The sequence below is a fragment of the Chryseobacterium sp. MYb328 genome (assembly GCF_037572595.1).
In the GTDB taxonomy this organism is placed as follows: Bacteria; Bacteroidota; Bacteroidia; order Flavobacteriales; family Weeksellaceae; genus Chryseobacterium; species Chryseobacterium pennae.
In genome coordinates this window covers 184924-198826 of sequence record NZ_JBBGZQ010000001.1, presented here as the reverse complement: position 1 = coordinate 198826, position 13903 = coordinate 184924, and the positions used below count along the sequence as shown (strand labels likewise).

General features: G+C 35.1%; 11 protein-coding genes. 5 read left to right on the top strand and 6 right to left on the bottom strand.

Going from position 1 to position 13903, the window contains the following annotated elements:
• The first annotated feature begins 86 nt into the window (after positions 1 to 86).
• Entirely contained in the window at positions 87 to 2762 is a 2676-nt protein-coding gene (locus tag WH267_RS00940) for an MGH1-like glycoside hydrolase domain-containing protein (protein WP_340004844.1), read from the top strand.
• Between the two features lie 63 nt (positions 2763 to 2825).
• Here the strand turns inward: WH267_RS00940 and recO are convergent, their stop codons facing one another.
• From recO to WH267_RS00920, 4 genes are read right to left on the bottom strand one after another with little or no spacing between them, the layout of a single operon-like run.
• On the bottom strand, positions 2826 to 3512 hold the full coding sequence (gene recO / locus WH267_RS00935; protein WP_340004842.1) for a DNA repair protein RecO: 687 nt from the start codon (positions 3510 to 3512) through the stop codon (positions 2826 to 2828).
• Entirely contained in the window at positions 3512 to 5767 is a 2256-nt protein-coding gene (gene porZ / locus WH267_RS00930) for a type IX secretion system anionic LPS delivery protein PorZ (protein WP_340004840.1), read from the bottom strand. The genes recO and porZ overlap by 1 nt, the downstream gene beginning before the upstream one ends.
• Before the next feature lies 1 nt (position 5768).
• Positions 5769 to 6719 carry a bifunctional metallophosphatase/5'-nucleotidase gene (locus WH267_RS00925; RefSeq protein ID WP_115971922.1) on the bottom strand — a complete coding sequence of 317 codons (951 nt, stop codon included), beginning with the start codon at positions 6717 to 6719 and terminating at the stop codon, positions 5769 to 5771.
• Positions 6719 to 7477, bottom strand: coding sequence for a 5'-nucleotidase C-terminal domain-containing protein (locus tag WH267_RS00920; protein ID WP_115971921.1), 759 nt, complete (start codon positions 7475 to 7477; stop codon positions 6719 to 6721). The genes WH267_RS00925 and WH267_RS00920 overlap by 1 nt, the downstream gene beginning before the upstream one ends.
• A 194-nt stretch (positions 7478 to 7671) precedes the next feature.
• On the opposite strand from WH267_RS00920, the gene dapA reads away from it, so the two are divergent.
• The 4 genes from dapA (at position 7672) to WH267_RS00900 (ending at position 10499) form a co-directional block, all read left to right on the top strand.
• Positions 7672 to 8544, top strand: coding sequence for a 4-hydroxy-tetrahydrodipicolinate synthase (dapA, locus tag WH267_RS00915; RefSeq protein WP_340004835.1), 873 nt, complete (start codon positions 7672 to 7674; stop codon positions 8542 to 8544).
• 137 nt (positions 8545 to 8681) lie between these two features.
• Positions 8682 to 9185: a GNAT family N-acetyltransferase gene (locus WH267_RS00910; RefSeq protein WP_340004833.1), complete on the top strand. Its 504-nt coding sequence runs from the start codon at positions 8682 to 8684 to the stop codon at positions 9183 to 9185.
• 293 nt (positions 9186 to 9478) lie between these two features.
• Positions 9479 to 10060 carry a helix-turn-helix domain-containing protein gene (locus WH267_RS00905; protein ID WP_340004832.1) on the top strand — a complete coding sequence of 194 codons (582 nt, stop codon included), beginning with the start codon at positions 9479 to 9481 and terminating at the stop codon, positions 10058 to 10060.
• On the top strand, positions 10053 to 10499 hold the full coding sequence (locus WH267_RS00900; RefSeq protein ID WP_340004831.1) for a response regulator: 447 nt from the start codon (positions 10053 to 10055) through the stop codon (positions 10497 to 10499). Before WH267_RS00905 ends, WH267_RS00900 begins: the two co-directional genes overlap by 8 nt.
• A 592-nt stretch (positions 10500 to 11091) precedes the next feature.
• On the opposite strand, the gene recG is transcribed toward WH267_RS00900, so the two are convergent.
• Positions 11092 to 13179: an ATP-dependent DNA helicase RecG gene (gene recG, locus WH267_RS00895; protein WP_340004829.1), complete on the bottom strand. Its 2088-nt coding sequence runs from the start codon at positions 13177 to 13179 to the stop codon at positions 11092 to 11094.
• 150 nt (positions 13180 to 13329) lie between these two features.
• A complete protein-coding gene (locus WH267_RS00890; RefSeq protein ID WP_115971915.1) occupies positions 13330 to 13863 on the bottom strand; it encodes a thioredoxin family protein in 534 nt (177 codons plus the stop codon).
• Between the last annotated feature and the right edge of the window lie 40 nt (positions 13864 to 13903).

The window sequence follows — 13903 nt, the reverse complement described above, 5'->3', positions numbered from 1 at the left end:
TTTCCTTGTTTAAAATTTAAAGTCTGGTAACCGTTGTTACCAATTTGTGAATACGTTTTAAAACCCATTACTCATAATTAACGCTTATGTCAGAAAAAGAAAGAGTTTCAGATATTTCATGGAAAAAATGGGGACCCTACGTCAGTAACCGTGAATGGGGACTTGTTCGTGAAGATTACAGTGAAAATGGTGATGCCTGGAACTATACCAGCCATGATACGGCAGAAGCCAAAACTTACCGATGGGGTGAAGAAGGGATCTGTGGAATATGTGATGATCTTCAGAAACTTGTATTCTCTGTTGGATTCTGGAATAAAAAAGATAAAATGGTAAAGGAACGGTTCTTTGGGCTTACCAATGGACAGGGTAACCATGGTGAGGATGTAAAGGAATATTTCTATTATCTGGATTCTACGCCTACGCATTCTTATATGAAGATGCTGTATAAATATCCTCAAAATGCTTTTCCTTATGATGATTTGATAAAAACGAATGCGGAAAGAAATAAGGATGAACCTGAATATGAATTAATCGATACCGGAATTCTGGAGCATAATGAATACTTTGATATTTTTATTGAATATGCTAAGGAAGGCCAGGAAGATATTCTTATTAGGTTAACGATTGTCAATAAAGCAGAAAAAGATGCAGCTCTTGTTATTTTGCCAACAGTTTGGTTCAGAAACACCTGGAAATGGGGATATGATGACTATAAACCTCAATTGTCTGCTGAGGAAGCTAATCATATCAGGATAAATCATCAGGATCTTGAAATAAAGAATTTGTACGCAAAACAATCTTCAAAAACATTGTTCTGTAATAATGAGACCAATAATCAAAGGCTGTATCAGTCTTCCAATGAGTCCAGGTATTGTAAGGATGGAATTAATGATTTTATACTGACCGGAAATTCTCAGGCAGTTAATCCTAAAAATACAGGAACAAAAGCATCCTTTTTTATAGACGAATATTTTAGACCTAAAGAAACAAAAGCCTACGAGTTCCGGATCTCAGATAAAGATTTAAAAGATCCGTTCAGTGATTTCAATTCTGTTTTTGAAACAAGACATAAGGAAGCAGATGAGTTCTATACTGAAGTCCAGGAAGGAATCCAGTCAGAAGATGAAAAACTGGTGCAGAGACAGGCATTTGCCGGTATGCTCTGGAACAAAATGTTTTACCATTACAATGTTGAAAAGTGGCTGAAAGGCGATCCTGCAGAGATCCCTCCTTCCAAATCGCGTGAAAGAATCAGGAATTATGACTGGAAACATCTCAATAATGAGCATATTATTTCCATGCCTGATAAATGGGAATATCCTTGGTATGCAACCTGGGATCTGGCTTTTCATACCATCAGTTTTTCATTAATTGATCCTGATTTTGCCAAACATCAGCTGAAGCTTTTCTTATTTGAATGGTATATGCATCCGAACGGACAACTTCCGGCCTATGAGTGGAACTTTAGTGATGTAAATCCTCCGGTACATGCATGGGCAGTTTTCAGGGTATTTAAAATTGATGAATATTTAAGAGAAAAGCCTGATCTTGAATTTTTGGAAAGTGCTTTTCAAAAACTGTTGATGAATTTTAACTGGTGGGTAAATAAAAAGGACATTAATGGTAACAATATTTTTGAAGGTGGCTTTTTAGGGCTTGATAATATTGGGGTCTTTGATAGAAATTCTACTTTGCCCAATGGAGAACAGCTGGAACAGTCGGACGGTACAAGCTGGATGGCCATGTTTGCATTGAATATGATGCGGATCGCTTTGGAGCTTGCTCAATACAATAATGTATATGAAGAAATGGCAATGAAGTTTTTTGAACATTTTCTGGCCATTGCCAATTCACTGGATAATATGGGAGATGAGAATTTCAGCCTTTGGGATGAAGAAGATGAGTTTTTTTATGATGCTATTGCTTCCAGTGACGGAACTCATATGTATTTACGACTGAGAACCATTGTAGGATTAATTCCGATGTTCGCTGTTGAGGTAATAGACGATGAAATGATTGAAAATTTACCCAATTTTAAGAAAAGAATGAAATGGGTATTGGATAATAAGCCGGAATTGGCAGCATTGGTTTCAAGATGGGAAGTAAAAGGACAGGATTCCAAGCACCTTTTGTCTTTACTTCGAGGACATCGGTTAAAAAGATTACTGGCCAGAATGTTGAATCCTGATGAATTTCTGAGTGATTATGGAGTAAGAGCCCTTTCTAAAGAATATGAAAGAAATCCTTATACGCTGAATCTCAATGAAACGGATTACTGTGTAAAATATACTCCTGCAGAAAGTGACAGTGGATTATTTGGAGGAAATAGTAATTGGCGGGGTCCGGTTTGGTTTCCTATCAATTTTTTAATTATAGACAGCCTCCAGCGGTTTTTCTTCTACTACAGCCCTGATTTTTTAATTGAATATCCTACCGGAAGCGGAAAATATTCTAATCTGGATCAGATTGCAGACTCCTTAAATAAACGGTTGGCAAAGATATTCTTAAAGGATGAACACGGAAAACGCGCTGTACACGGACAGTATGAAAGATTTCAAACCGATCCCGATTTTAAAGATTATATTTTATTCTATGAATATTTCCATGGAGATAACGGACGTGGAGTAGGAGCTTCCCACCAAACAGGCTGGACAGGGCTTATCGCAAAAATCCTGCAGCCAAGATTTACTAAAAAAGAAATCGCCGAATCTGAAACGGAAATGCCGGAAGATGCTGAAGGTATAAAAGGTAAAGAAAATTAAGAAATGCCGGGAGTTGGAAGAGGGAGGCTGGGTGTTTCTTTAGTGACTTTTCTTCTTTTCCAGCTATTCAAATATCTGCTGTATTACTTCCAGGGATGCAGGCGTTTGAAAATCTGTAATATGATAATGATAATATACCAAAAGACTGTCCAGAAAATCTTTTCTTAGGGAAGAATGTACTTTTACACTATAAAGGTTTTCAGCACAGAGAATACTTTTCCAGATCATTGAAATTTCTTCACTGAATACCTGATGTGCGGGAACTGTGGAAAATGTTCCGGTTTCCGGATCTAAAAACTTTCCTTCACCTATTAAAGGAGCGACTCCCTGTACTTTTAGGATGGCAAGCAGAAACAGCAAATGACACTGATAGTTTTGTTGTTCCAGCTCAGCAATAAACCTTTCAATACTGAAGAAAATAGTAAGGTTTTTATTTTCGAGCTTCAGAACCTGGTTCAAAAAATCTGAAATAAAGAATATGACAGTACTGGCCTTGATATCAGCATAAGTATCATTGCTTTTTACCAGCTCAAATTTTGAGATCGTAGGTATTCCATTCCCTCTTACAGGACTAATGGAGAAATTAAGTTTATTCAAGGGTTGCAGGAAGGCTTTCTTTTTATTTTTCCGGGAATAAATTCCTTTTAGAAAATAAGACTGAAAGCCATCCTCTTCTGTAAAACAATGCAGAACAGCATCGTTTTCCCCGTATTTGATGAATGAAAGTAAAAAACCGCTTTGTGTATTCATTAATTGACTACGCCTATTTTGGCTGTCGCTTTATCAGAACCATCTTCGTTGGTCATTAATACAAAATAAATTCCTGAAGCTACTCTGCTTCCTTTCTGGTTGTTAAGATCCCATTCATAGTAACCTCCTCTTGCGACTGCAGAGTGTACAACATTTCCTGCGGCATCTGTGATTCTTATATTGGTTTTTTCTGCTAATCCTTTAATGGTAACCTTCCCTTTGAAATTAGAATACACAACAGGGTTAGGATAAACCAATACATCTCCGAAATTGGATGTTACATCAGTAACATCACTCTGATAAGTTACAATACCGTTATAAGTTACAAAATATACTTTACCTGTCTTTTTATCTGCTTTTATATCAGTAACACTATTCGTAGGAAGAGGTGAGTTTTCCATTGTAAAATGCTTTATGGTCCTTTGACCATCTGAAGAAAGATAGTATACACCACCACCTTCAACAGAAACCCATTTGTAATCTCCACCATCTACTTCCACCTGAAGAATACTGGAATCTCTGAAAAGTTCTTCACCAAGGCCATTTTGTTCTATAATGATCGGATTAACCTTAGGTTCCAGACCCGTTATTTCTTTAGCTGCATTAGATAAAACTCTTAAACCGCTATCTGTCCCAATCCATGCATCTCCTGCTTTATCAAAAGCTACAGATACTGTTCCTCCTGAGTTAGGAGGAAGTCCATTGGATTCTTTTAAAATATAATCATTGTCATCAGAAAGGTTAACTGCATCTTTATAATCATATATCCAGAAAGAATTAGCTCTTGGTAAAGGAATCCATAACAGATTCTCATAAGCTACAGGTTTTTGTATTGCGGGGCTTTTAAAAGCGAAAACTTTAAGAACGAAGTCATCGGCAGCTTTATCATACATAGCTACAGCTGGCCCTCCATCGTTAAAAGCAAAGGTGGCAAAAATGTTGTTTTTTGTATCTGTGGCAAGCCCTACAGTTCGTCGGCTATAGTCTGTAGCCTGCACACTATAGCGTTTTACAAAATCAAAGTCTTTATTGGCTGTATTATATTTCAGTTTATAAATTCCCTGATTCTTCATAGTATAATTTGTAAAGAGCACTTCACTATGATCAAGAGGATTTAATATGACATCTAATAAGTCAATTTCTCCTGGGAAGGTATTAAAATAGGAGGGGTAGATCCATTCTGTACCATTAAAATAATAAAAACCTGGCCTTTTAGGATTTTCTACAGGATAATTATACCTTCCGGCTCTTGCCCCGCTGGAAACCAGAATCTGGTTATTTTCATACAGGCTTATTTTATAAGCAAAATTAAAATGTGGGCCGGATGGTTTATATGAATTATTGCTTTCATCCTTTATCCCGGACAGTACAGTTCCGGCAAATATTCTTCCACCTGCTACAACAGAGGTATTACACTGTTCTCCAAAATCTACAGCATTCGAATAAGTTCCGTTAAGTCCAAAAGTATATACTCTACTGTCTGTTACTACAACATTATTGTCTGTTACCACAACATCCTGAATGTTTCCTAGATTGATCGGAAGCTGTATTGGAGCTCCATTATTATAAACAAATGCAGCCGTGGCAGAAGAAAATGCTAATTCGGATTCGGAATCAATATGTTTGAATGCTCCCGGAATTTCGGTGACCCACGTAGAGTACGCAGGGAATGTATTGTTTATTTCGTGACTCTTCAGACCTGAATTTGTTACACAGTATACTTTGTTTCCAAATATAGTAGCTTCGTTACTGGCTTCAAACACTCCAGCACTTAGGAAAAATGCAGATTCTGCAAATTCTTTCTTTTTAAGATTAAATATAGATACTCCATAACCTACTGAAATTGCAGCTCTGTCTCCCGAAATAGAAATATGGTTAATTTTTTTATTTCCATTATAGCCAGCAGCGATAGGAATATCAACAATATATTTTACTTCATTAGGCGTAACCACATCCAACGCTCCATTTTCATAACCTATAACCGCTGTTTTACTTTTAGGATCATAATCAAAAGCTGTTATCCCTATATTATGAAGACCGTTTGCTTTAGATAACTTCGTAATTTCTCCTGTTGATATCGTATAATAGAATATTCCGTTTTCTGTGGCAGCTACAATTTTTCCATTGTCTTCCTTCATGGCTAAGACATTATTATAGGAAAAGAGATCTGCCCATTTTTTTGATGAAATGATCTGAGCTTTTGTAAACTGCAGGGAGGCTAAAATACCAAGAGAAATTAGAGAGAGTTTTTTCATGTTATGCTATTATGCTGCTATCTATTGCCTGGTTATTCCAGGAAATATGCTTTATGTTTTTGTTTGTATCAAAATAAAAATCTATTCTACCTAAAAGAAGTCCTGCCCATCCTACTTGGTTGACAAGAACATTTTTGCCCTGTCTGTTGGTAAATGTTTGAGGTTCCGGTAAGAATGTATGGGTATGGCCACCCAGAATGATGTCAATATTTTCTGTATTGGCAGCCAGAATTTTATCACTTATCTTATTAGGCTCATCCTTGTAATCATATCCGATGTGCGAAAGACAAATAACAAGATCACATTTCTGGTCTTTTTTCAAAAATTCTGAATAATGCTGTGCTACTTCAATTGGGTTAGAATAAACCGTTTCGGCATATTGCTTTTTACCTACCAGACCATCCAGCTGGATTCCTACCCCAAAGATCCCGACTTTGATTCCGTTTTTGTCGAAAATCTTATAGGGAGAAGTTTTTCCGTCAAGAATGGTATTTTTAAAATCATAATTAGAACAGATAAATGGAAATTTTGCATTCGGAAGAACTTTTAAAAATCCGTCCAATCCATTATCAAAATCATGATTTCCCATAGTAGAAGCGTCATACTTCATCATGGACATTAATTTGAATTCCAGCTCCCCGCCAAAAAAATTAAAATAAGGGGTTCCCTGGAAAATATCTCCTGAATCAAGAAGTAATACGTTACTTTCCTGATTTCTGATTTGTTGAATTAAATGAGCTCTTCTTGCAAAACCACCCTGATTGGGGTTTTTTGTGTAGCTTGTATCGAATGGCTCTATTCTGCTGTGTTGGTCGTTAGTGTGAAGGATGGTCAGTTTATTTGCGGACTTTAAGTTAAGAATGTTTAATTCTTCCGCCATCATCATATTGGGAGCTAAAGCTACTGCCAAAGATCCACCACCTATTGCTTTTAAAAAACTTTTTCTATCCATTACTTTTTACCAATAAAATTTAAACGAACATCTGTAGGAGAAACGATTTCAGGATTTTTTCTGAAGTAATCAATATACAAGTCCCTAAGTTTAATGCCTGTAGGAATAGATTCCCCTTTTGCAAAGAAACTCATATTATCACCTCCCAGAGCAAGATAGTCTGAAGTCGCAATATAGTAGTCTTTGTTGGGATCCACTTGTTTTCCGTTAATTAAAGATTGAGTTAACTGTCCGTTTTTGGTTTCAATATATAAGTGAGAGACCGGATTGTTGACCTGCGTTTTTGCATAATATTGAAAAAGTCCCGGCAAATCAGCTCCTTTCATCTTTACAATGATCAGTTCATTTTCGAAAGGCATTACTTCAAAAAGATTTTTGAGCATGATATCACCTTTTCCAATAGTAGTACGAATACCTCCGATATTGATCAAAGCAGCATCTACATTTTGTTTAAGATGAGTCTTCGTCCATTCATCACCGCCTTCAAGAGTATAGTCTGCTAAAAGATTCCCCAGATTGCTGTTATCCCCCTGTTTGGTAAGATCTGCATTGGTGTGGGAGATCTTTTGGTTCATCTCTTTATCCAGTTTCAGCTTATAGGGTTCAATAAACTTTACAAACTCCTCATCATTTTTTAGCTCATTATTAATAGAAATATTTTTCTGAGTCTTTACATTCACAAGCTGCGGCACAGAAGCCGTTTTGCATGCTGTGAGAGAGACCAGAACAATTCCTAATAACAAGAATTTATTTTTCATATGCTGCAAATTATTTTTATAAGGTCATATGTAATCGCCGGCTCTTTCTGAGTTTTTTGTAAACAATTTCGGGTATGGCAATTTCATACTATCTTTTAGTATATGCAAATATAACTATATGTATAATAAAACATTATTATTTATTGTAAATTCTTACGGTAAATGATTAAATTTGACAAAAATAATTCGAACAGATGAGCATTTTAAAAGGAGTAGGTGTTGCATTGATAACACCCTTTAATGAAGATTTATCCGTTGACTTCGACAGTTTATCAAAACTTGTTGAATATAACATTGAGAACGGAACCAATTATTTGGTAGTATTGGGAACTACGGCAGAAGCCGCAACGCTTTCTGACGAAGAGAAGAAACAGGTAATTGAGCATATCATTAAGGTGAATAATAAACGTCTTCCTTTGGTTTTAGGAATAGGCGGTAATAATACTCTTGAGGTCAAAAAACAGATCGAGGAAGCAGATCTTTCTGCATTTGAGGCAGTACTGTCAGTATCTCCATATTACAATAAACCGAATCAGGAAGGTATTTATCAACATTATAAAGCCTTAGCTTCCACAGGGAAAAATATTATCATTTATAACGTTCCTTCCAGAACAGGGCAGAATGTAGAGGCTGATACTACGGTTCGTCTTGCAAGTGAATTCCCGAACCTATTCATGATTAAGGAAGCTGCACCCAATATCCTGCAGTATTTTGATATCCTGAGAAAGAAACCGGAAGGCTTTTCATTAGTTTCCGGGGATGATGAATTTACTGTTCCGGTAACATTGGCAGGTGGAAACGGAGTGATATCAGTAATCGGGCAGGGGTATCCGAAAGAATTTTCAACCATGGTACAATTCGCTCTTGAAGGTAAAGTGAAAGAAGCGTATGAGATCCACAATAAATTAGTTGAAATTACACGTCTCATTTTTGCAGAAGGAAATCCTTGCGGTATTAAAGTGGTATTAGCAGAGAAGGGAATTATCAAAAACTATCTTAGACTTCCTTTAGTTGCTGCATCAGAAGGGCTTTATGCTAAGATTAAGGCTGAAATGACCAAAATCTAATGAATGGAAATGATAAGAGTTGATATTGATTTTTTAAATTTTCAATTACTTACAAACATATCCATTTACGATAAATAAATATAACAAAGTGAAAAGTTCCAACTTTTCACTTTTTTTAATCATAATGTATATAAAATATGAAATTAATAAAAGCTACAGAAGAAGATATCCCACTGATCCAGGATCTTGCTAGAAGATCATGGGTAATTGCGTATGCAGAGATACTTTCAGAAGAACAAATGGAGTATATGCTTTCTGAAATGTATTCGGAACAGGAAATTGCAAGCCATTTAGAAAAACCTGATTATCACTATTATCTTATTGCAGATGAACATAATGATTCTTACGAAGGATTTATCGGGTATGAACACAATTATGAAGATAGGACCACCAAACTGCACCGCATTTATCTGGTTCCGGAAAGTAAAGGAAAAGGATTTGGGAAAGGTGCCCTTCGGTTTTTAAATGAAAAAGTTTCTGAAAATGGAAACAAAAGAATTATCCTCAATGTCAATAAAAATAATGCTGCTAGAAAATTCTACGAATCTCAGGGCTATACGGTATATGATGAGGGTGTTTTTGATATTGGAAACGGGTTTGTAATGGACGATTATTTAATGGAATTTCTAATTCACGAATAATTGACTTAAAATTTTGTAACTTTACCTTGTAATTCTATAACAGGTGATTTCTTTTTTTAGATCATCTTTGTTTCAGAACCAAATCACTTATAACAATACATTCATATGCTTGGTTTTGAGCTGACATAGCTTTTTATCAGTATATTTTTTTCATCCTTAGTGTTTAAATTCCTGTATTTTCGGATACAGGAGTTTTTTTGTATATATATTATGTTAAAAAAAAGTCTTCTATTTCACATTTAATTGAAATAAATTATTATATTTACTAAAAATATAGGCTTACTTATACCAGGATGAAAATGTACGTTAAATTTGATTTCAATGCTCTTTGTAAAAAGGTATTGGAAGAAAAACTGAAGGAGCACGGGCTTAAATACCGATTGCTGAACTTCGGCGAGGTGGAGTTCTATGAACCTTTTACTCAGGAACAACATAGTCTTTTCAAGAAAAATCTTGGTGATTATGGTATTGAGATCATTGAAAGCCAGAAAACGGCTTTGGTACAGAAAATAAAAGATGCCATTGTGGAACTTGTCTTTTCTGAAGAAATTATTCCCGTGAAAGCATCCATTTATATTTCTGAAAAACTGAATCATAGCTATGGATATCTTTCCAATCTATTTTCAGAAGTTGCTTATACTTCCATAGAGAACTTTATTATTCTCCAGAAAATAGAGCATGCAAAAGCTCTGATTATAAGAAATAAACAAAGCCTTACCGAAATTGCCCATAAGCTGAACTATTCCAGTGTGGCCCATTTAAGTACTCAGTTTAAAAATACGACAGGAATTACACCTTCACAGTTTCAAAAGATCATTGGCAAAAGAAGAAGAGCCCAAAGCATGGTAATAAACCCTAAAATGCAGTATGAATAAAGAATTTCTGAACGTAATTGTAGCAGATAACGATGAAAACACCTTAATTTTTTTTAAAAATATATTTAAAGAGCTGAAGATCTCTATAAAAGTTCAATGTTTCAGTAACGGAAAAACTCTGATGGAATATCTGAATAATGATGATGCTGTAGTTCCCGAAATTGTTTTTATTAAGTACTCTATTCCTGAAAAAAGCAGTGTAGAATGTATTGATGAAGTGAAATCCAATCCAAAGTTCTGTAATATGGTGACGGCCATTTATGATGATGAAATCACTGAAGATGAAATTGAAGAAGCCTTCGTAAAAGGCAACAATATCTGTATGAAGAAACCTTCAGATTTTGGAACTTTAAAAAAGGTCCTTACAGAAGTTATTACCATAAACTGGCAATATCACACTTCGGGATTGAATAAAGAAAATTTTATTCTTAAAGTATGATGAACAGATTGTTTTTGTTTTTCATTTAAGAGAAACAAAAGATATTTAATGCACAATATTCACTATGAAGTGAAAATTTTATAACTAATAATTAAAATAATATAAGAAAGAAGAACAGTAATATCCGGACATTTGTAAATGTAAACTTAGTGACACAAATTTAATTATATACATGAAGATACAGATGAATGAATGGGAATTGTTTCTGCATAATAATATATAAATAACGATGTTAACAAAATGGATTATGTTCATTTCCAATTTTAAAGCATAGAAGATCTTTAAACAAAACGGTACAATCATGAAAACTTGAAATAGTTGGAGATATTTTTTATTCGTTTCATTCCCTCATCTCCACCTAGACACAGTTAGTTTTTATAATAAGCAAGTTGGAAAAATAATTCATTTTGTTATTTTATAATTTATTTTAATAGTGAAGGTTTATCTTCAAGTAATATATAGATATTTTCACACCACATCACAAAATATTAAATCTAGCTATTAAAATAAATTTTTTAAACAGATCAAAAGTAATTTCTTCTAAATAACAGTTTTATAAGGGGACCGCAGGAAATTTTTTCTGCGGTTTTTTTTATGAAATTTTACTCCATTTATTTTTCCCTTTATAGTACTTTATGTAGTAATTTTTAATCATCAGATTATCTTGTCTTGCCAGCATCGGATCAGCTTCAAGAATTCTATCAACGGTATTTTTTGTTGTTTTAATAATGGCAGAATCATTAATCAGATCCAGTCTTTTAAAATCAACCACACCACTTTGCTGGGTTCCCAGAATATCACCGGGACCACGAAGCTGCATATCCACTTCAGAAATTTTGAAACCGTCATTAGTTTCTGTCATCGTTTTGATACGGGTTCTGCTTTCTTTAGATAATTTATCAGAAGTCATCAGGATACAGTAGCTCTGTTCAGCACCTCTTCCTACACGTCCTCTGAGCTGATGAAGCTGTGAAAGTCCAAATCTTTCAGAACTTTCAATGACCATTACAGAAGCATTGGGAACATTTACCCCTACCTCAATAACGGTAGTGGCAACCATGATTTCTGCCTTTCCTGAAGCAAAATAAGCCATAGCAGCATCTTTTTCATCCGGCTTCATTTTTCCGTGCAGCATGATAACATTGTAGTCGGAGAAAAAATCCATGACATGTTCCAATCCTTCCATCAGATTTTTATAATCTAATGTTTCAGACTCTTCAATCAACGGATACACAAAATAAACCTGTCTTCCTTTCTTGATTTCATCTTTACAGAAATTATATACATACAATCTGTCTTTTTCACGTCTGTGAGCTGTAATGATCGGTTTTCTTCCTACAGGCATTTCATCAATTACAGAAACATCCAGATCAGAATAAAAACTCATTGCTAATGTTCTTGGAATTGGTGTAGCCGTCATCACCAGAATATGAGGCGGAATCTTATTTTTGGCCCAAAGTTTTGCCCGTTGTGCTACCCCGAATCGATGCTGTTCATCAATAATAGCCAACCCAAGGTTTTTAAATTTAACCTTATCCTCCAACACAGCATGCGTTCCCACAAGAATAGAAAGCGTACCGTTTTCAAGCTCTTCGTGAATAATTCGTCTTTCCTTTGCTTTGGTAGAGCCAGTCAGTAACCGGACATTGATTCCTGTTTTTTCAAGTAAATCTTTTATTCCGTTATAATGTTGCTGGGCAAGAATTTCGGTAGGAGCCATCATGCAGCTTTGAAAACCATTGTCCATCGCAATAAGCATCGTTAGTAAAGCTACCATGGTTTTCCCTGAGCCTACATCACCCTGTAAAAGCCTGTTCATCTGAATCGGCTTTTTCATATCCATCCTGACCTCCTTTAAAACTCTTTTTTGAGCACCGGTAAGTTCGAACGGAAGATAATTTTCATAGAAATCATTGAAATAGTCTCCTATAATAGGAAAAGGGTTGCCGTTTGACTGGGTTTTATGATGAAGTTTTTTTAAACCGTATCCCAACTGAAAAAAGAATGATTCTTCAAATTTCAGTCTGAAATCTGCTTGGTCAAAATGTTCTAAATCCTTTGGGAAATGTACATTCAGAAAAGCATGTTGTCTGGACATGAATTTGAATGTTTTCATCAGATATTCAGGAAAGTTTTCTTCAATAAGATTCGGAATTTCCCTGCAGATATTTCTTAGAGCATTCTGAAAGAACCTTTGATTGAGTCCTCTTTTGGTCAGTTTTTCAGAACTTGGATAAATAGGCTTAAGCCTGACTTCTCCTTCCTTTTTTTCTTCAACCTCAATCTCAGGATGTGGCATGGAAAATTGACGGTTGAAAACATTAATTTTTCCGAAAATATAAACTTCGCGGTTAATAGGAAGCTGTTCCTTCAGCCATTTGGAATACTGAAACCATACAAGATCCATACTTCCCGTATCATCATTGAATTTAGCGGTCAGTCTTTTAGTTTTTCCGGTCTGAATCTCCTGAACTTGGGTAATTCTTCCTTTAAACTGGATTTCCTGGCTGGTTTCCTCATGGAGTTGGGAAACCTTGTAGAGTTTACTTTTATCCAGATAGCGGATAGGGTAGAAGTTCAGCATGTCTTCTACAGTGGATAACCCCAACACGCTTTTAATGAGTTTGGCTCTTTCCGGACCTATTCCTTTTACATATTCTATGGACGTTTCTAAAGTCATTTCTTAATCTGAGGCCCGAATTTCGGGAATCGAATATTGTATGAAAAACAAAGGTTCGAATTTCGGGAAAATAAAAAAGACTTCCAAAAAAAATTGAAAGTCTTAAGTTGTATAAGAAGATAATTCAAAGTTTGAGATCTGAATTACGTACTAATCTTTTATTTTAGATTTGAACTTTTTCTGGTAATCTTCCCACTGCTCTCTGGTACGGATCTTTTTAAAGAGGTCCTTTGAGATCAGTTCCAGGTAAGGTTCCAGTTCCTTGGCAGATAATTCTCCCTGAAGAATTGTAATAGGATCACCGTGTTCATCCAGAAATACAGTACTTGGAACAGCACCTACATTCATATATTGAGTAAATTCATGTAGAGAGTTTCGTCCTTTTTTCTGTTCTGTATTAGGATTGGAAAATGTTCTTCCAAAAATTTCAATACTCTTTTTTTCTTCTGCATTAAATTTTACAGGATAAAAATTCTCATTTAAAATCTGAGCAAGTACTGGATGTCCGTAAGTTTTTTTATCCATGATTTTACATGGCCCGCACCAGTCTGCATAAAAATCAATAAGAATCTTTTTAGGATTTTCTTTCTGTGCTTTCAGAGCTTCATCAATAGTCATCCATTTAGTTTGTGCAAAACTAAAATTTAATAATAATAAGAGAACTATGCTTAAAATTTTCTTCATAATTTGACATTTACGTAAAAATAAGCATAATTACTTATTT

Excerpts from the sequence above, each read along its gene's own strand:
- dapA (WP_340004835.1), top strand. The coding sequence starts at position 7,672 with ATGAGCATTTTAAAAGGAGTAGGTGTTGCATTGATAACACCCTTTAAT.
- recG (WP_340004829.1), bottom strand. The coding sequence starts at position 13,179 with ATGACTTTAGAAACGTCCATAGAATATGTAAAAGGAATAGGTCCGGAA.
- WH267_RS00905 (WP_340004832.1), top strand. The coding sequence starts at position 9,479 with ATGAAAATGTACGTTAAATTTGATTTCAATGCTCTTTGTAAAAAGGTA.
- WH267_RS00910 (WP_340004833.1), top strand. The coding sequence starts at position 8,682 with ATGAAATTAATAAAAGCTACAGAAGAAGATATCCCACTGATCCAGGAT.
- WH267_RS00940 (WP_340004844.1), top strand. The coding sequence starts at position 87 with ATGTCAGAAAAAGAAAGAGTTTCAGATATTTCATGGAAAAAATGGGGA.
- WH267_RS00900 (WP_340004831.1), top strand. The coding sequence starts at position 10,053 with ATGAATAAAGAATTTCTGAACGTAATTGTAGCAGATAACGATGAAAAC.
- porZ (WP_340004840.1), bottom strand. The coding sequence starts at position 5,767 with ATGAAAAAACTCTCTCTAATTTCTCTTGGTATTTTAGCCTCCCTGCAG.
- WH267_RS00920 (WP_115971921.1), bottom strand. The coding sequence starts at position 7,477 with ATGAAAAATAAATTCTTGTTATTAGGAATTGTTCTGGTCTCTCTCACA.
- WH267_RS00890 (WP_115971915.1), bottom strand. The coding sequence starts at position 13,863 with ATGAAGAAAATTTTAAGCATAGTTCTCTTATTATTATTAAATTTTAGT.
- WH267_RS00925 (WP_115971922.1), bottom strand. The coding sequence starts at position 6,719 with ATGGATAGAAAAAGTTTTTTAAAAGCAATAGGTGGTGGATCTTTGGCA.
- recO (WP_340004842.1), bottom strand. The coding sequence starts at position 3,512 with ATGAATACACAAAGCGGTTTTTTACTTTCATTCATCAAATACGGGGAA.